Source organism: Paracoccus indicus (assembly GCF_003056335.1).
GTDB lineage: Bacteria > Pseudomonadota > Alphaproteobacteria > Rhodobacterales > Rhodobacteraceae > Paracoccus > Paracoccus indicus.
Window position 1 is genome coordinate 1 of record NZ_PYWA01000012.1, and the last position, 17451, is coordinate 17451.

Annotated in this window: 13 protein-coding genes and 2 pseudogenes; 8 read left to right on the plus strand and 7 right to left on the minus strand. The window is 61.5% G+C overall.

Translation table 11 applies throughout. The features are described from left to right. Positions 1-630 precede the first annotated feature (630 nt). Positions 631-1847 (minus strand): annotated as a pseudogene (locus tag DDE75_RS16235) (IS3 family transposase). A gap of 221 nt (positions 1848-2068) precedes the next feature. Between DDE75_RS16235 and DDE75_RS16240 the strand changes: the two are divergent. Continuing rightward, on the plus strand, positions 2069-3247 hold the full coding sequence (locus DDE75_RS16240) for a hypothetical protein (protein WP_162799076.1): 1179 nt from the start codon (positions 2069-2071) through the stop codon (positions 3245-3247). 434 nt (positions 3248-3681) lie between these two features. Further along, positions 3682-4823, plus strand: a pseudogene (locus DDE75_RS16245) (IS3 family transposase). A gap of 49 nt (positions 4824-4872) precedes the next feature. Here DDE75_RS16245 and DDE75_RS16250 read toward each other — a convergent pair. After that, entirely contained in the window at positions 4873-5601 is a 729-nt protein-coding gene (locus DDE75_RS16250) for a sugar transferase (RefSeq protein ID WP_108503438.1), read from the minus strand. 302 nt (positions 5602-5903) lie between these two features. Between DDE75_RS16250 and DDE75_RS16255 the strand changes: the two genes are divergently transcribed. From DDE75_RS16255 to DDE75_RS16280, 6 genes are all read left to right on the plus strand, one after another. After that, positions 5904-6041, plus strand: coding sequence for a putative RiPP precursor (locus DDE75_RS16255; protein WP_108503439.1), 138 nt, complete (start codon positions 5904-5906; stop codon positions 6039-6041). 146 nt (positions 6042-6187) lie between these two features. Then, complete coding sequence (locus DDE75_RS16260) at positions 6188-6448, plus strand: PqqD family protein (protein WP_108503440.1); 261 nt, start codon at positions 6188-6190, stop codon at positions 6446-6448. A gap of 1 nt (position 6449) precedes the next feature. Then, positions 6450-6926, plus strand: coding sequence for a lasso peptide biosynthesis B2 protein (locus DDE75_RS16265; protein ID WP_108503441.1), 477 nt, complete (start codon positions 6450-6452; stop codon positions 6924-6926). Further along, on the plus strand, positions 6923-8809 hold the full coding sequence (locus tag DDE75_RS16270; protein ID WP_108503442.1) for an asparagine synthase-related protein: 1887 nt from the start codon (positions 6923-6925) through the stop codon (positions 8807-8809). Before DDE75_RS16265 ends, DDE75_RS16270 begins: the two co-directional genes overlap by 4 nt. A 29-nt stretch (positions 8810-8838) precedes the next feature. Beyond that, on the plus strand, positions 8839-9744 hold the full coding sequence (locus DDE75_RS17365) for a phosphoenolpyruvate carboxykinase (ATP) (protein WP_211659371.1): 906 nt from the start codon (positions 8839-8841) through the stop codon (positions 9742-9744). 1 nt (position 9745) lies between these two features. Continuing rightward, entirely contained in the window at positions 9746-11572 is a 1827-nt protein-coding gene (locus DDE75_RS16280; protein WP_162799078.1) for an ABC transporter ATP-binding protein, read from the plus strand. Here the strand turns inward: DDE75_RS16280 and DDE75_RS16285 are convergent. The 5 genes from DDE75_RS16285 to DDE75_RS16305 form a co-directional block, all read right to left on the minus strand. Continuing rightward, positions 11548-11793, minus strand: coding sequence for a hypothetical protein (locus tag DDE75_RS16285; RefSeq protein WP_108503445.1), 246 nt, complete (start codon positions 11791-11793; stop codon positions 11548-11550). The genes DDE75_RS16280 and DDE75_RS16285 overlap by 25 nt on opposite strands. A 73-nt stretch (positions 11794-11866) precedes the next feature. Beyond that, the gene (locus tag DDE75_RS16290) at positions 11867-14308 is read right to left on the minus strand and encodes a GNVR domain-containing protein (protein WP_108503446.1); all 2442 of its coding nucleotides are present in this window, start codon (positions 14306-14308) and stop codon (positions 11867-11869) included. Beyond that, complete coding sequence (locus DDE75_RS16295; protein ID WP_108503447.1) at positions 14308-15282, minus strand: glycosyltransferase family 2 protein; 975 nt, start codon at positions 15280-15282, stop codon at positions 14308-14310. Before DDE75_RS16295 ends, DDE75_RS16290 begins: the two co-directional genes overlap by 1 nt. Continuing rightward, entirely contained in the window at positions 15279-16262 is a 984-nt protein-coding gene (locus DDE75_RS16300; protein ID WP_108503473.1) for a glycosyltransferase family 2 protein, read from the minus strand. The genes DDE75_RS16295 and DDE75_RS16300 overlap by 4 nt, the downstream gene beginning before the upstream one ends. A gap of 8 nt (positions 16263-16270) precedes the next feature. Continuing rightward, on the minus strand, positions 16271-17398 hold the full coding sequence (locus tag DDE75_RS16305) for a glycosyltransferase (RefSeq protein WP_162799079.1): 1128 nt from the start codon (positions 17396-17398) through the stop codon (positions 16271-16273). Positions 17399-17451 lie beyond the last annotated feature (53 nt).

The window sequence follows — 17451 nt, forward strand, 5'->3', positions numbered from 1 at the left end:
CAGCGCCGCATTGTAGTCTGACCAGTTCGTCGTGCGGTAGCGGATCGGGGAAGGCTTCGGCATGCCCTCGACCTAACCCTCAGGACGCGCTCAGTGAATCCCCATCACTGAGATGTGCAACAAGGTCATTTTCATCATACAAGTCTCCATTTGGCATTCTGTAAGTAGTCTGCCTTTCGAGGCGAAGAAAGCCAAATGCGACCTTCCAGACAAGCACTTCCTGTATCTAGGAATACCATTGGGTCACCCTTTTTCCTGCAATCCCGCCAGGCTCCGGTACATCTCCCGCAGACGCGATATTTCCAATACTAATGAACGATACACGGTAACCGCCCGATTGAGGCCGCCTGCCTGACAAAGGCTGGGTGGGCCAAGACACGTGCATAAACTACATTATGTAACTAAAGCGCGTATTAGCTGTGATGCTCAACCTGCCCCAGTCAGTCCTTTATTCACAACCAAGGTTTGCAGATTGGTGCTTTGTAGAGCGTTTGGGTTCATTCGAAGCAGAGGTTTTCTGGCCTTGGTCTGACCTGCCACTGAACTTTCATCCAACCGGAACCGAAGTCCTTTGGTTTGTGCGCTGCTCCCCAACCTTGGACCGCCGGATGCTGGAGTTTTCCGGCTTGGTCATGGCGACGGGCTGGCTGCGCCGCCGGGATAATACAAGGCGATCGGGACGTTATATCCGATCGCGCTGTGGGGTCGGTCCTCGTTGTATTGCCTACGCCAAGTCTCCAGCTTTTCCTGTGCGTCCGCAAGGCTCATGAACCAGTGCGCGTTCAGGCATTCCGACCTGAGCTTGCTGTTGAATGTGAGGAGGATCAGAAAACAGTCTGGGGGACTGTTTTCCCGACGCAAGATGAAGCCATTATCGGTGGGCTTGCCGGGGCGTGAGAAGTCCAGGGTGATATGGTTGGCGTAGGCCCAAAGATCGAGGTCGCGCGAGATGAACTCGCTGCCATTGTCGACCCGGATCGTCTTGGGATAGCCGACCTGGGAACAAACCCGTTCCAGCCTCCGGACCACATCCTCGCCGCGGTAGGTGAAGCGCGGGTCGGCCGCTGGACAGAAACGGGAATGCGTGTCGACGATCGTCAGGATCCGCAGCTTGTTGCCTAGGGCGAGTTGGTCATGAACAAAATCCATGGCCCAGACATCTTTCGGCCCGACAGCCTCCTGGCGATCGTCCCGCAGCTTGGCCTTCACCCGCCGTTTCGGGTTCTTGTTCCTGAGCTGCAGACCCAACTCATTGTAAATCTTTCGGGTTTTCTTGATATCCACTTGCCAACCCTCGCGTCGCAGCAAGACGTGGACACGCCTATAGCCGTAGCGCACCCGCGTTTCGCAGATTTCCTTGATCCGTCGTGCGACGGCCGCCTGATCGGTGCGCCGGGACTTGTAGTGGAACGTGGAGGTGTCGAACCGCAGGGCCCCGTCGTCACGGCTGCTTGGACCGATGGCGCACCCATGACGACCCCTGCGTATCGACGCGCCCCAATCGATGCACATCCCGCGAACTAGTTCGCGCATCCGGCCAGGCTTCAGAGCTTTCGCCGGATGACGTCCGTTCGCGTGCTCACTCGGACCGGTGGCGTTCACACGCTCACCATTTCCCGATCCAACGTCAGCTCCGCCACGATCTTCTTGAGCCGACTGTTCTCGTCCTCAAGCGCCTTCAGCCGGCGCATTTCGTCCGGAAGCAGCCCGCCATACCGCTTCTTCCAATTGAAATAGGTCGCTTGGCTGATCCCCGCCTTGCGGCAGATCTCGGCCACCGGCGTGCCTTCCTCCCCTTGCCTCAGGATGAACGCCTTCTGCGCCTCCGTGAACCTCGATGTTTTCATCGTCTTCAGCTCCTCTCCCAGCCAGGGAAGGTTAGCCGAAAACTCCAGTTTGAAACGGTCCAGTTCTCAGGGGGCAGAGCAGAGTGCGCCTCGCCGAAATGCCATGAAACGTTTTAAATACGAGGCTGTTCAATCAAGGGTACCTACCCAACGCCCCCAAACGTTTACATTTGTATACTCTTAAGATAGCGAGGCAAAAATCATTACAAGGTGGCGTATTAATGAGAATTGTAGGCGTGGATGTCGCGCGCAGTGTTGCGATCACCATGGCGATGGCTTCGCATGTCTGGGCTGAAACCGATCTGGGCGGCTATCCCCCATACGATCTGTCGCTGGTCTTGCGCTTCATGTTCCAGATCGCCCCGCCTACGTTCATCCTGCTTTTCGGCACGATGCTCGAGTTCGTCTATCGCCCGCGGTGGGCCGATCCGACGTCACGACCAGGTGTTGCCGTCAGGTTGATGTCGCGTGCGCTGCAGTGTTGGATTCTCTATGCCATCAGCATCTTTGCGTTGTTTCTGGTCGATGACGGCTACTCGCTGCCATTTTCCATCGGCACCGTGCTCTTCATGGGCAATTCACCCTATACCGAAATCCTGAAGTTCTATGCAGTCGTTCTGGCCTTGGCGCCATTGCTGCTGTGGGTTCGTGAGAAATGGGGACTGATACCCCTGATCGTGGCATCGCTGCTGTGGCAGGTGGCATGGCTTTGGTTGAGCAAGCTTCCGGATGCACAGAATGATCTGGGCCTGCCTCTGCACGCCGCCCGCATCGTCAAATTCATGACCGGATTTGGGGATCTTCCGTTGGCAGGGCCCTCGGTCATGCATGGATTGACCCTAGTCGTGGTGGGGCTGTGCCTAGGTGCTTTCCTGGCTGACAGCGCTGCGCGCGAGAACTTGGGCCGACGCGTATCCGGTCTGCTTGCCGCATCGACGCTTGTGGCCGTGCTGGGTTTCATGGTCATGCCGCAGGGCACCTTTGCCGGCATGAGCAACATGAGCCTCAGGATGATCAGCCACCCATTCTATTTTGCCATAGGTGCAGTGATGGCAGTTTGGCTGACAGCGTTCTGTATCTGGCTGGGTGATATCCTGAATGTAGGCAGCAAGGCGGGCTGGGCCCGGATGACCTTCTTCGGGCGCACAAGCATGTTCACCTTCGCCTGGGGCAACGTCCTGCTTTATCTGGTTCAGCCCGAGCCCCAAGACTTGAACTCGACCTTGCTTTGGGCTGCGCTGCTGCTGGGCGCCATCTGTGCCATGAGCTTCTTTTTCGACCAAGCGGTGCGCAGATCTGAGTTCGTCGGAGCTGCCATGAAGAAAATCAAACGGATTACCGATGGTATTGCACGATGGCTGGTACAAATCATGGGTAGCCCCGCGACATCGTGGAGGTGAATAGCCCATGTTTCCTGCCGGTCCCTCACTGAATGATAAGGGTCTACAATGTAGTTTTTGATGTTCGGCTTCCTCATCTGGCGCAAGCGCGCCGGGCGTAAAACTGTCAAGCTGCTCAGTGCGCCTGCAGTAATGTCTGATTCTAAAATTGGGAATGCGGTCTGTTTTCAACCCGGCCTTTGCGAATGAGACGGAGCAAGGCAGAAACCCTGATTGCTCTAAACTTTCGATAAGCGGCATCGCTAGGGGCCGTAGGGGATTATCAGGAAGCCAATTGCAGTTTTTCTGATCCGTTGCCGAAAATTATGAATGCACTCCAGCTGCCTTGTATGTGCTCTCAAGGATCAAAAATCATCTTGGAGCCCGGAACAGGTATTGAATAGCCCCATATGTCGTGGACGCCTTCTTCGCTTATTTTGAGGCAAGGGGCCATGATGAGCAGCACCAAGTTCAGCGACGATTTCAAGCGAGATGCCGTCGCGCAGATCACGGAGAGGGGCTACCCGGTCAGGGAAGTTTCCGAGCGTCTGGGGGTCAGCGCGTAATCCCTTTACGCTTGGAAGAAGAAGTTCGTGAAAGCGTCATCCGGTGACGATGAGAAGGAGGCCGAGATCCGTCGGCTGAAGCGCGAGCTCCTGAGGGTGACGGAGGAGCGGGATATCTTAAAAAAGGCGACCGCGTATTTCGCCAAGGATGCAAGGTGAGATACGCGTTCGTAGCCGAGCATCGCGGGCAGTTTTCTATCAGGGCCATGTGCCGCTGCCTGCGCATACAGCCGAGCGAGTTCTATGCTTGGCTGAAGGCACCGCCGAGCAGGCGAGCCCAAGAAGACAATCGGCAGACCGAGATGCTGAAGGAGGCGTGGATTGACAGCGCCAGGGCTTTACGGCCACCGCAAACTTCACGACGACCTTCTCGAACAGGGCGAAAGCATCTGCCTGAATCGGGTCGCCCGCCTGACCAGACTGGCCGGGATCAAGGCGCAGATCGGCTACAAACGTTGGCCGGGGAAGTATGGCGAGAAGCCTTCAGTAGTCGTCGACAACACGCTCGGCCGGCAGTTTGATGTAGCGGTGCCAGACAAGGTATGGGTCACCGACATCACTTACATCCGCACGCAGGAAGGCTTCGCCTATCTTGCCGTGGTCATCGACCTGTTCTCGCGTCGCGTGGTAGGCTGGACGATACAGAGCCGCCAGACGACAGACGTGGTCTTGCAAGCGCTGCTCATGGCGACATGGCGGAAAAAGCCTAAGGCGAAGGTGCTGATCCACTCGGACCAAGGCAGCCAATTCACCAGCATGGACTGGGCTTCATTCCTTCGGATACACAATCTGGAGCATTCTATGAGCCGCCGCGGAAACTGCCATGACAACGCGGTGCGGAGAGCTTTTTCAATCTACTGAAGCGAGCGCGAATCAGGCGACGGATCTACCGAACATGCGAAGAAGCCAGACAGGATGTCTTCGACTACATCGAAATGTTCTACAACCCAAAGCGTAAGCATGCCCGGAACGGAATGCTGTTGCCCGTCGACTTCGAACGGCAGCAGAAACTGAGACACGAAGGCGTCTAAGAAACTCGGGGCTATTCAGTTTTTGAAAGCTACCAAAAGTAGAACGCAATCAATGCGCCCCACGGGACATCGCAACTGCGGGGATCGTCATGAAGACGATGCGAAGATCCATCCACGGGTTCCAGTTCATGACATAGAAGCGATCCATCTGGACACGCTCCAGATACGTCGTGTTGCTGCGGCCGCTGATCTGCCACAGACCAGACAGGCCGGGACGTGCGGACAGATAGTGGCGGGCGGAACTGGCGTAGTGGTCCAGTTCTTCCTGAACGACCGGGCGCGGTCCGACCAAGCTCATTTCGCCCGACAGGACGTTCAGCAGCTGCGGCAGCTCATCTAGGCTCAGCTTGCGCATGATCGCGCCGATGGGGGTGACACGGGGATCGTTGACCAGCTTGCGCTGTTCGTTCCACATTTCGGCCTGATCGGGGTTTTCGCGCAGATGACGCTCGAGGACCTCATCTCCGTTCACCACCATGGTGCGGAACTTCCAGCAGCGGAACTCTCGCCCGCCAAAACCGATGCGGCGATGACCGTAAAGCAGGGGGCCGGAGTCCTTCATCTTGAGGATGATGACCAGCCCCAGGATCAGCGGCAGCAGCAACAGGATTCCGATTCCTGCCAGCAAGATGTCCAGACCGCGCTTGACCATGCCCCCGACAGGGGCGTCCGGCCGACGGGACGAATCGGTGCCAAGACCGGCAAGGGAGGTTCCTGACGCCAGCGAAGGCTGACAATCCGAGACGAAGTACCTCTGCGCACGAAGCGTTCTGATCATACCGCTAACCCCTTGATAACAATAAAAAGATTTGTTGACGACACAAAAACACGGCGGTCGTCGCACTCGTACTGAAGAGGGTTGTACAACATTCAGTTAAAATTTTAGCAATCGTTAAAATATGGTTAATACGCTGCACAAAAAAAGTTGAGTGTATTGTGCGCACTTAAGACGCTGTCATCGCAGGATTTTCCTGCAAGCCCCCGTCGCAACTGTCTTTTTGGTCAGGTTGCAAAAAAGCACGCACATAAGAGAATGCGTACGGCAGGAAGTTCTGCGTAAATTTTTACAAGGTGATCAACATGAACAAAGCTTACGTTCGCCCCACTCTTCAAGTTCAAGGCAAGCTGGAAGCCATGACTCAGGGTTCCAGCAAGGGCAGCCGCCTGGACAACGCGTTTCCGTCCGGAACGCCGTTCGGCGACCTGACCTTCTCCTAAGAACGACAGGGTTTTGCGGCGGGGAACCGCCGCAGGCCCATCCTGTTTCCCATCGCGATGCCCGACTGCTGCGGATTGTGTTGCTGCAGACGCCGTGTTGGCTGTTTCAAGACCGATGGCATGCCTTTGGTCCAGTGAGTTTGTGTATGACGTATCTTGTTTCGCCTGATTGCGTTTCCTGTGCGATTGAGGATGGAGTTGCCATTCTTGATCTCAAATCAAATACTTATTTCAGTCTCGATGAGGTTGGCACGTCCATTTGGGACCGCATGGCCAACCCCGCTTCCCTTGACGATCTGACCAAGGCCGTAGCGTCCGAATATGATGTCGCCCCCGAAGTATGCCGGGGCGACATCAAGGATCTGCTGGACGACATGCTGAAAAACGGCCTGATCCAGGTGGTATGACATGAAGCGACCGCTTGGCATCAGGCGGCCCAGCAGACGCGAGGCCGCCCTGTTGGTTCAGGCGCTTGGCGCGATCCTTCGGGTGCGACTGCATCTGGTGCGTGGGAGGCATCACGCCCTTCGTCGCATGATTGAGGCCCATCGCCTGCCCTCTGATACCCCTGCAGAAGCCCCCCGTGCCGATCTGGCCGAAATTGCCTGGTCCGTGCGCAATGCCGCCCGGCTGGTTCCAGGCGCGACGTGCCTGACGCAGGCCAGTGCAGGTCAGCTGCTGTTGGCGCGGCGTGGTCATGTCTCGACGATCCGGGTCTCGGTCCCGGGCAATTCCGAAAAACCCGGCACCTTGGCGCCTCATGCCTGGCTGATCTCTGGGCAGACGATCGTGCTGGGCGGGACGGTGGCCGATTATGCCCGGCATCGCCCATTGCACGATTTTACCCTGCCCGGCGCCCTATCCGCAGACACCCCCACGACATGAAGCGCTTTGCCGTTCTGCTGGATCAGCGTCAGGATGCGACGCCCGTTGCCGGACGTATCGAAGCCAATCTGGCCCATCGCAGCCGCAGCCGACCTGCCGGTCAGGACGACCACGGCATCCGCATGTGGCAAACTGGCAATTCGACTGTTCGATCCTCTGGTCACCTGATCCTGGTCGGTGATTTCGCGCTGACCGATCTTGCCGATCTGCGCAGTTCCCTAGGCGCGGGCCCAGATACCGACAGCGCCGACTTGGTGCTGGCAGCCTGGCTGCGATGGGGCGAAGATGCACCGGATCATCTGAACGGAGCCTTTGCCTTCATTCTCTGGGATCGCCGCTCCAGATGCCTGACCGCAGTGCGGGACCGTTTCGGCATTCATCCGCTGGCCTATGCTCTGACCCCAACCGGCGCCGTTCTGGCAAGCGAGCTGTCGTCCGTTCGCGCAGGCTTGGAAGACATGCCTGACATCAATCCTGTCTGGGTGGCGGATTTCCTGTCGGGTCAGTCCACGGACATGCAGGCGACGGCTTGGGCCGGCATCCTGCGCCTGCCGCCCGGCCATTTGATGGTCATCGGGCAGGACAGCCACCCTACCCTGCGCGCATGGTACCGGCTGCAGTCATCCACACCACCTGACGTCAAGGATGCAGGGCCCGCACTGCGTGCCGCGCTGTCACATGCCACCCGTCAGGCCTGCGCCGATGGTCCGACGGCGACCATGCTCAGCGGCGGGCTGGATTCCAGCACGTTGTCGCTGATGTCGGTCGAACATCTGGGCGCGACTGATGCGCGTCCGTCGCTGTCGCTCCGCTATCATGACCCGGCCATGGATGAAGGCCGCTATATCGATGACGTGCTGCAGGCCGCAGGCGATCGGCTGTCGCCGGTTTTCCTGCCCGGGGAAACGGCCGACGACGACCTGTTCGACTTTGACGGAATGTTCGAACGGCACGACCAGCCGGTGTTCGCACCGGGTCTGGACCGCAACCATCGGCTGCATCGGGCGGCGCGTGATCTGGGTTGTAACGCGGTTCTGGACGGTCATGGCGGCGATGAGGTCATCGGCGGTACCTTCCACGACATCGCGCTGCTGGCGCAGGGGCGGCAATGGCCGCAAGCGCTGCGTCTTGCCGCGCAGCACGCGCGCTTTACCGGGGTTCCGGTGGCCAACACGGTTGCCATGCTGCTGGCGGCCAAGGGGCGGCGCGGCTTCGGACGCTTGGGGCGCGGCATCCTGGGCCTGCTGGACCGCGACGCCTTGGTGGCCAGCAACTGGACCAGCCTTGTCCACCCCGATCTGATCCGCGACACCGACATGATCCAGCGCCAGCGCGATCTGAACACCCCCGCCCCGCGCGACCGCCATCTGCCGCGGAGCTTGCAGCTGCATGTGGCGCTTATGGCGGGACCGATGTCCGCCACCGCCTTCGAGGTTCTGCACGGCGTCGCACGCGCCGAGGGCATCGAGACGCGCTATCCATTCTATGACCACCGCGTGGCTGAATTGTGCATCTGGCAGCCTGCTGCCGCCAAGGTGAACCAGGGCCGCCCCCGCGCGCTGCTGCGCGATGCGACGCGCGGCCTGCTGCCTGAAGCGATCCGGCTGCGGGGCGACAAGGCCGACTTCATGCCGGGCTTCTGGTCGGCGCTGCGCCGCGATCCTCATGGACGCCTGAAAGCCCTTGAGGGGACGTTGCGGGGTTGGGTCGATCCTGCGACCTTGCACGCCGACCTCGAATGCCTGAAAATGTCAGTAGAGCCTGAACCTCAGACGGCCTTCCGACTGTGGCGGGCGTTGTGCCTGGCTGCCTGGCTTGACCGCCGGGTCGTCCGGGATCCGACCGTTTCACGTCCTTCCCCCCTGTTTGTTGTGAGTGTTTGATGACTGTTGCTGACCCGGCCCTGCACCCCATGACCGCCCATTGCTATTCCGCTTATGGTCTTGCGGTGGCCTCGGACGTCATCCTGCCCGAGCTGAGCCCCCGCACCCCGGGCGGCACGGTCGATCTACGCATCGTCGAGGCCCCCCAGCCCGACATCCAGCGCGGCCTGCATCCCGAATGTCACTTCACCGCCCAGGGAAGCCGCTTCTGGTGGCCGGCGGTCGGTGCGTTTTCCGTCTCGGCCGACGGGGGGCAGATCGGCATCGAACGCAATGCGGATGTCTCGGACGATCTTCTGGCCTTTCCGCTGCTGGGACCGGTACTGTTCGAGGCTTTGCGCCGCAACGGTCTGTTCGTACTGCACGCCAGCGCCGTTGTTCACAAGGGACATGGGATCGCCTTTCTGGCCGACAAGGGCGTCGGCAAGTCCACGACCGCGACCAACCTGCTGCGCAACGGCGCGCGGCTTCTGGCCGACGATCTGGTCGCCTTGGACGACGACGGGATGATGCTGCCGGGATTTGCGCAGGTCAAACTCTCGGCCGAGGCGGCGGGCCTGCTGCCCCAGGGCTCGACCCTGCGTGGCCATGTTCACGAAGGCATCGACAAATCCCGCGCCATGCTGGATCACGACTGCCTGGCACCTGCCCCGGTCCCGGCATCGCGGCTGTATCTTCTGGAACGTGCACCTGCGGGACAGCCGACCAGTATCGTCGCAATCCCCCCGTCCGAGGCCCTGTCTTCGGTGCTGCGCTTTTCCTATGGCATCCGCTTTGGCGAAGGACTGCTGAATGGCGCGGCGGCGGCGGAACATTTCCGCGGTGCCGCCCAGGTGACACGGAAATGCCCGCCCCGGCGGTTGCTGCTGGCCGATGGGCTGGATCAGGCCGACGACATCCGCGCCGCCATCGAACGCGATCTTGCCGATGACTGACATGCCCCAGGATACGACCGCATCCCTTCAGGCACAGCCGGCGACGACCGGTAAGCTGCTTGGATCGAAAGGGCAGCTGTCGTCCCTGTGGCGGGCGCTGCGCCATCTGGAGGGACGGCGCCTGTGGATCGGGCTGGGCCTGCTGGTGCTGGGCACCCTCAGCGAAGGGGCGGCCATCATCACCTTCCTGCCCGTCCTGCAATTGGTCGGATCGCAGGGCACGACCATCGACCTGTCGGGTTTGGACTTCCCCGGCGCGGGGCTGCTGCCCGCGATGATCCCCCTGTCGGCGCTGCTCTTGCTGATCATCGGTCTGACGGCGCTGCAGACAATCTTCAACCGCAGCAAAGCCGTCTACCTGTCCGACCTGATCCATGATTTCGCCAATCATTTTCGGATCAGCCTGTTTCGCAGCGTGGCACAGGCCCGTTGGGCGCATGTTGCCCGCATCCCGCGCACCCGCATCGAGCACGCGCTGACCGGCGAGATCGAGCGGCTGTATCTGGCCGCCTTCCTGATCCTGTCCATCGTTCAGAACCTTGTCGGGCTTGGGCTCTATTTCGTCCTTAGTCTTGCGATCTCGGTTCCGATGACGCTGCTGTCCTATGGTTTCGGCGTCGTGGCCCTTGCCCTGATGCGCCCTTTCCGGCGGCTGGCGCGCCATTACGGCGATCGGCTGCAATCCCGGCGCGAAAGGCAGATGTCGGCAGTGTCGGAATTCGTGGGCAGCCTGAAGATGGCCCGCAGCATGAACCTGGAGGGCCGCTATCTGCAGCTGTTCTCCTCGATCCTGGGGCAGACCAAGTCGGATGCGCGTGAATTCATCCGGCAATCGACCATCGGGTCGGGGCTGTTCCAGTTCGCCGTGGTCAGCGGTGCCGCGATGTTCATCTGGGTGGCGTTGAACTGGGCGCAGCTGGATGTCGCGCGGATCGTGATCCTGTTGCTGCTGTTCATGCGCACCGCGCCGCGCTTCATGGGCATGCAAAGCTCTCTGCAGCAGCTGATGGTGGACCTGCCCGCATGGGGCGCCATCACCCGGCTGCAGGACGAATTGCGCGACCAGCAGGACCCTGCCATGGAGGGCACTGTTCCAACCCCTGCCCCGAAACGTGAAATCCTGCTGCAGAACGTCAGCTGGCGCTTTCCCGGCGAAACCCGCGAGGCAGTCAGCGATTGCACCCTCAGCTTGCCGGCCGGTCGGCTGACGGTGCTAGTCGGGCCTTCGGGCGCGGGGAAAAGCACCATCGCCGATATCGTGATGGGCTTGCTGGAACCCCAGCAGGGCGCAGTGCTGGTGGACGGGGTGCCGCTGCGCCACGACCAATTGCGCAGCTGGCGCGATCAGACCGGCTATGTCGCGCAGGAGCCCTTCATGATCAACGGCTCGATCCGCGACAACCTGGCGCTGGCGGCGGGCAAGGATGTCGATGACGAAAGCATCCTGCAGGTGCTGGATCTGGCTGCGGCGGGCTTCGTGCGCAACCTGCCCGCAGGACTGGACACCATGATCGGCGACCGGGGCGGCCTTCTGTCAGGCGGTGAACGCCAGCGGATCGCGGTGGCCCGCGCGCTGCTGCGCGACCCCGACATCCTTGTGCTGGACGAGGCGACAAGCGCCCTGGACTGGGAAAACGAGGAAAGCCTGATCCGCGCCATCGAGGGTCTGCGCGGTCGTGTGACGGTTCTGGCCATCACCCACCGCCCTGCCATCAGCCGGGCCGCCGACAAGATCTATGTCATGGATGCGGGCCGCGTGGTTCCATCGGACGGGACCGACGGCAAGGGCCTGCAGGTCGAGGATTACTTGGGCAGGATGAAAAGCTGATTGCGCAGCCTGCGCATCCGCTTTGCCGGGACATTCCGCGTCGGGCGGGTGGCCCGGCCGACGGACATGACGACATAGGCCAGAATCAGCATCTGCAGGAAAAAGACGGCCAGAAATGCCATGCCCAGGCTTTGCCACAGCGAAAACCCTGCCGTGAGTCCCCAGACAAGGGCACCCACGATCGTCGCCAAGGCAGCCATCAGGTAACGGATGACAAACATACCGCATCTTTCTTCAGATCGACCCGTTATAGCATGGCCGATAGAAAAATGAGCGACAATGGTTAAAAAAACGTTACTTTCTGGACATGCGACGTTTCAGTGACATGTAGGATTTCGGTCCATCCAGATAGTTTTCCATCTCTCCGGGCAGCAGGAACGACTTCAGCTTGCGCATGTTGACGCCGTCATAGACCACACCCAGGCAGCGCGCTTCCAGCAGGTGATCGTCGATCAGCGCCGTTTCCGCCATCGCCCGCGATGTCTTGCCCCATTCGCCGACGATGATGAATTGCCCCAGTTCGTGCAGGATCGCACGGCCCTGCGCGACAGGGTAAAGCGGCGGAACATCCACGATGATGCGGTTGAAGTCGCTGTCACGCGCCTCGGCCGTGATCTGCGACAGCAGCTGTCCCGTCAGCAGGTCATCGGAAGGGCCGCCACGATCCTGACCACAGGGCAGGACCACAAGGTTGGTGTCGGCGATGGCGACCAGCATGTCCTGCCACTCACCCCGCCCCGCGACGGCATCCGTCAAACCGGGCTTGCGGTCCAGACCCAACATCCGGCTGAGCGTCCGGCCACGGCTGTCGGCATCGATCAGCAGGACCGACTGCATTCCGATACCCAGCTGGCCCGCCAGGTTGAAGGCCACCGACGAGCGTCCCTCAAGCGGGTGGAACGAGGTCACCCCCGTCACCGGCAGGTTCCGCCCGGCCGCGTCGATGGCAAGGCGAACGTGGCGCAGCGTCTCGGCATAGACCGAATCCGGATAATGCAGCACCGGCACGGGAACATTGACCACGGGGGGCCGCGCCTTGGATGGGACGGGCAACGTCTGCCCCCCGGGATTGCCGGTCGTGACCGGCACCGGTGCCGGCGGGGCGACGTTCGAGGTCCGTGCACGACGCACCGTCGGCAGCACCGGCAGGTGACCCAGGAAACGCAGTCCCGAATATTCCGTCACATCCGCCGCCGTGCGCAGCGAACGTTCGCGCCATTCGCGCAGGGCTGCGACGGCCATCCCCATGAAAAGCCCCAGCAGGGTCGCAGCCAGCGCGGTGCGCAGCACGGCAGGACCCGTCGGCCTGGTCGGGACCTGTGCATAGGACAGGATCCGCACGTTCGACACGGGGAAGGACTGCTGCTGCTCGATCTCCTGCGAGCGGGTCAGGGTCTGCTGATAGATCTGCGACAGGGTCGCGGCCTCTTCCTGCAGGGCCTGCAGGCGCACGAAGTTCGCGGCCTGGTCGCTGTTGCGTTCGGATGCCTGCTGCACGCTTTTCTGCAGCGCCTCGACCCGGGCATTGGCGACGTCCAGCGTGCTTTGCGCCTCGGCGCGCTTGGCTTGCAGCTCCACGAACAGACGTTCGGCGGTGGTGTTCAGCGTCTGCTGAAGGCCTGCGACCTGCGGATGGTTCGGCCCCGAATTCGCCAGCAACCGCTGCAGCCGGGCTTGGGTGTTGTTGTAGGAATCCAGCCGCGACCGCAGTTCGTCCGAAATGTCGCCACCGATCGCCAGCGAGCTGTTGGTGTCGATCAGCCCCTCGACCCCGCCCGCGACGGCACGATCATAGGTATCCAGAACGGCGCGCGCGCGTGCGGCCTCGGTCATGACATTCGTCAGGCTCGAGTTCAGCTCGTTCAGGGCCTGTTCGGTCAGCAGCCCCCCCGAGGAAAATTCGACCAGGTTGTTTTCCGCAGCGAACCGTTCGGCGGCATCACCCGCAGCCTGGGCCTGGGCCTGCAGTTCTTCCAGGCGACCGCGCATCCAGCCATTGGTCTGGCCGATGGAATCCCGATTGGCCGTCAGGATGTCCTCGACGTAAAGATCAGCATAGGCATTCGCGACCTGAGCCGCGATGGCCGGATCATGCGAGGAATAGCTGATGGCCACACCCGAACTTTGCCCGATCCGGTCGACCCGCATGCCGGCACGCAGCCGATACATCGCCAGTTGTCGTTTCGGATCAAGCTGTTCGATCGAAGTGTCGGTCGGTGCCGCAGCGCCCGATACTTGGGACGGATCGACGACATCGGCCGGGGTGGTCAGCACCTCGATCTGGTTGCGCACCCAGACCAAGGGTTGGAACACGAAGGAAACGACCTGGCCGATCGCAGTTGTGAAGGCCGAGCGCGGCGGGTTCATGAACGAGGCGTTGTCCTGCAACCCGGTGCGGTCCAGCACGTCACCGGCCAGCTTGTCGGATTGCAGGACCACACGCGCATTCTCGATCCGTTCGGCCGGCAGGGCCACGGTGCCGATACCACCCACCTGCTGGACCGAACGGTTGACGTTGCTGTCCAGCAGCAGGCTGGAATAGGTGCCGAAGGTTTCGGGCTTGGCCATGGCATAGGTCAGGCCCAGCATCCCCAGCAAGACGGCAGGCAAGATCATGGTCATCCGCTGGCGGCGCAGCGCGACCAGCAACCGGCGCAGATCGATGGTCTGGGCGGGCGCGACCGGGGCCTCGGAATAGGCCTTGCCACCTTCATAGGGCTTGAGTTCGCGTACCATCAGTTTTCCTTGCGTCCCGAGCGGGGATCAGTATCTGACCCATCCGGCGCGGTTCCATAAATTTCGATCTGGCGGGCACCGCCAAGATGGGACACCGCTCCCAGATGGAGGGCTCCGCGCATCAGTTGACGGTTGCGCCATGCAGGATTTGCCACCCCGATCACTGCCAGCCCGCCGCAGACCATGGCCTTGGTCGTCGCGATCCCGGCTGCCTTGATGCGCCCGGCACGCGAGCGTCCCCGGGCAATCAGGCTGGCGTGGGTCTGCCCCATCCGATAGCGACGGCGCAACAGCCACGCAAGACGCGCCCGATCCGAAGGCACCGTTTCATGCACCATGGCGTCGGGCGCAAAAGCGATCTGCCCTCCGGCTGCCAGAAAATCGGCAAAAAAGGCGCTGTCTTCCCCACCCGATCGGCCCCGGACAGGATCGAACCGCAGGTCTGCCGCTGCCGGATCCGACAGATCGACAAGAGTATTGCAGGTATAGCCGCTGGTGATCGTGCCGTCCTTGCCCGTAACCGGAAGCGTGTCATGCGCCCTTGCGCGATCCATCCAGACCGGCGCATCAGGCAGATAATGCGCGCGCACCGGCCCCAGAATTGCGCCCGCTCCTGAATCTCGGTGAGCTTGCACAAGGCGTTTCAACCAGTCGGGTTCGACGGTTTCGTCATCATCCAGATAGACCAGCAACCGCGCACCCGTGGTGCGCGCATGATCCAGCAGCGCATTGCGCGCGATCGAGATGTTGGCCTTGGGGGCATGAATATAGGTTACAGGCAGGGAATGACCGGCTGCGATCGCCTGTACCCTGTCACGCGCCGAAGGCTGATCGTCATTGTCGGCAATGGCCACGGCCACCGGAAGGCCGCACGGCGTCAGATCCTCGAGCGAGGCCAAAGTCGCAGCCAGCTCGGGACGGCGGAAGGTGCATATGCCGATCAGCACGCTGTCATAAAAGACGTGGGCGGTCATGCGGCACCTCGTGTGGGCTTTGGTGCCAGCCATTGCCGCCAGAACCCTGCCGACCAGGCCATATGCATGGTGCCCGCAGCCAGACCCGCAAACAGCCCGCGGGGTCGGCCAGTCTGGACCGCGATCATGACGCCGCCCGCCAAGCAGGCCATAAGCCACAGAATCAACGGCAGGGCGAAGATCGTGCTGATCGGGGTCAGGACGACCAGTGCCGCTGCAGGGGCCAGCATGGCGACCACGGCCTGACGCGCCGCGGGGCGGGTCTTGTTCTTGCGCAGGTTGCGGGCCCGGCCACGGCCGAAATTGTAATACTGCCGAATCAGCGGCCCGAGATGCGACCGGGGAAAATAGGTCAGGCCGGTCAGGCCCGTCAGCCAGATGCGATAGCCTGCGCCCTTCAGCCTGTGATCAAGCTCGGCGTCCTCGTTGTGACTGAACTGATCGTCATAGCCCCCGACGGCGCGAAAGGCCTGCAGCCGCATCAGCGCATGGTGGCCATGATCTACCCACGCTCCGCCACCTGCCAGGCGGTGGGCCGAGCCGCCATTGCCCAAGCGCGAATTCTGCGCCTCGGCGATGACCTGCTGCAGCATCCCCTGCCCTTCGGCATGCATGGCAACGACGACGCTGTCGGCATCATGCCGTTCCGCCTCGGCCAGCAGCACGTCGCCGTAGTCTTCGGGATAATCGCTGTGCGCATCCAGCCGCAGCAGCCATTCGGCCCCGTCACCGAACTGCGTCACAGCCAGATTCACGCCAGCCGATTGCAGACGGCCGGGGTTGTCGATCAGCCGGATGCGCGGATCGTCGGTCGCACGGCGGCGGACGATGTCGCAGGTCTCATCATGCGATCCGCCATCTACCACGACGACCAACCCGTCGGCACGGGCGGCGAAGGCCGAGGCAAACGACAGGACGCCATCAATGTGACGCGCCTCGTTCAGGGCCGGGATGACGATCAGAACGCGGGGGGTGGGCATATCGAACCTCATGTCGCGGCGACGGGCCCTGCCCCGCAGATCGCCGCTGTCAGATGGCGGCATTCGGCCTCGTCCATTTCGAGCGCGTCACGGGGAAGATCGGCCACCGCCGCACGGCGCGCGGCAAGAGTTTCGGGGCTGAGCGAGGCCAAGGTCACAGCGACCGCATCGGCATCAGGGGCAGGAACAAGAACCCCGCAATCCCAAGCCGAGACCCGGCGCCCGACCTCGGTCCCGTCCAGCACCACGGGCACTGCGCCATTCAGGCAGCCTTCATACAGGCGGTTCGGCAGTAGCCAGTCCGAATTCTGCCCGGCCTGATAACGGTCGATCAGCCAGGCGACATCGATCTGACCATAGATGGCAGGCAGATCGTCCGGCCAATCATAAGGACCCATGAACGAAAGGTCGGGATTGCCATCCACCACGTCATGGAAATCCTCCATGACATCCAGCGCCGGACGTCCACGCAGGATCACGCGGTACTTTCCCGGTTGCGCGCGGGTCACCTGATCCAGAACGCCAAGCGACCAGCGGCACCGCAACATTCCGAACCAGCCGACGATCAGCGGTCCGCCGTTTTCTGCACCATCGGTCGCAGCACCTGCCTGCCGTGCGGTTTCAGCCCGTGCAAAAGGCTTGTTCTCGACCATCAAGGTCGGGACGTCGGGCTGATCGTAATGGCGCAGATAGCTGGTGCGAAACGCGGGCGAGGACAGGATCACCAAGCTGCTGCGCTGCATCAGCCTTGCCTCGACACGGCGCAGAACGCGCGCGGCGGTCCCCTGCCCCAGCATCATGGCATGAATATCCAACAGTTCGTAAACCAGGCGGGCGCCCCTGATGCGGGCCAGTCGGGCACCCAGTGCCAGCATTTCAAGATTGCGGGCCAGGATCACCTCGGGACCATCCTGCGCGGGGATCATGCCTGTGATCCGGGGCCATGCAGCCGCAATGGCGCGGACCCGTTGGATCATGCGGCCATTGGCGGTATGGCCAAGGACTGTGGCGTCCTCCGGCAAAGGCCCCTGCCCCCGCCGGAAACCTGCGACGCGAACCTCTGCGCCGCCTTGGCGCAGCATCCTGACCCGCCGCCAGATCGAGGGATCGTCAAGATCATGGGCAAGATAGGTCACACGCAAAAAACACATCTCCTACAAAAAAACACAACAGCATGCTTCGACACGGA

Coding starts and splice junctions, on each gene's coding strand:
- DDE75_RS16295 (WP_108503447.1), bottom strand. CDS start 15,282: ATGACCGCCCACGTCTTTTATGACAGCGTGCTGATCGGCATATGCACC.
- DDE75_RS16265 (WP_108503441.1), top strand. CDS start 6,450: ATGAAGCGACCGCTTGGCATCAGGCGGCCCAGCAGACGCGAGGCCGCC.
- DDE75_RS16300 (WP_108503473.1), bottom strand. CDS start 16,262: ATGCCCACCCCCCGCGTTCTGATCGTCATCCCGGCCCTGAACGAGGCG.
- DDE75_RS16270 (WP_108503442.1), top strand. CDS start 6,923: ATGAAGCGCTTTGCCGTTCTGCTGGATCAGCGTCAGGATGCGACGCCC.
- DDE75_RS16285 (WP_108503445.1), bottom strand. CDS start 11,793: ATGTTTGTCATCCGTTACCTGATGGCTGCCTTGGCGACGATCGTGGGT.
- DDE75_RS16260 (WP_108503440.1), top strand. CDS start 6,188: ATGACGTATCTTGTTTCGCCTGATTGCGTTTCCTGTGCGATTGAGGAT.
- DDE75_RS16290 (WP_108503446.1), bottom strand. CDS start 14,308: ATGGTACGCGAACTCAAGCCCTATGAAGGTGGCAAGGCCTATTCCGAG.
- DDE75_RS17365 (WP_211659371.1), top strand. CDS start 8,839: ATGACCGCCCATTGCTATTCCGCTTATGGTCTTGCGGTGGCCTCGGAC.
- DDE75_RS16250 (WP_108503438.1), bottom strand. CDS start 5,601: ATGATCAGAACGCTTCGTGCGCAGAGGTACTTCGTCTCGGATTGTCAG.
- DDE75_RS16280 (WP_162799078.1), top strand. CDS start 9,746: ATGCCCCAGGATACGACCGCATCCCTTCAGGCACAGCCGGCGACGACC.
- DDE75_RS16240 (WP_162799076.1), top strand. CDS start 2,069: ATGAGAATTGTAGGCGTGGATGTCGCGCGCAGTGTTGCGATCACCATG.
- DDE75_RS16255 (WP_108503439.1), top strand. CDS start 5,904: ATGAACAAAGCTTACGTTCGCCCCACTCTTCAAGTTCAAGGCAAGCTG.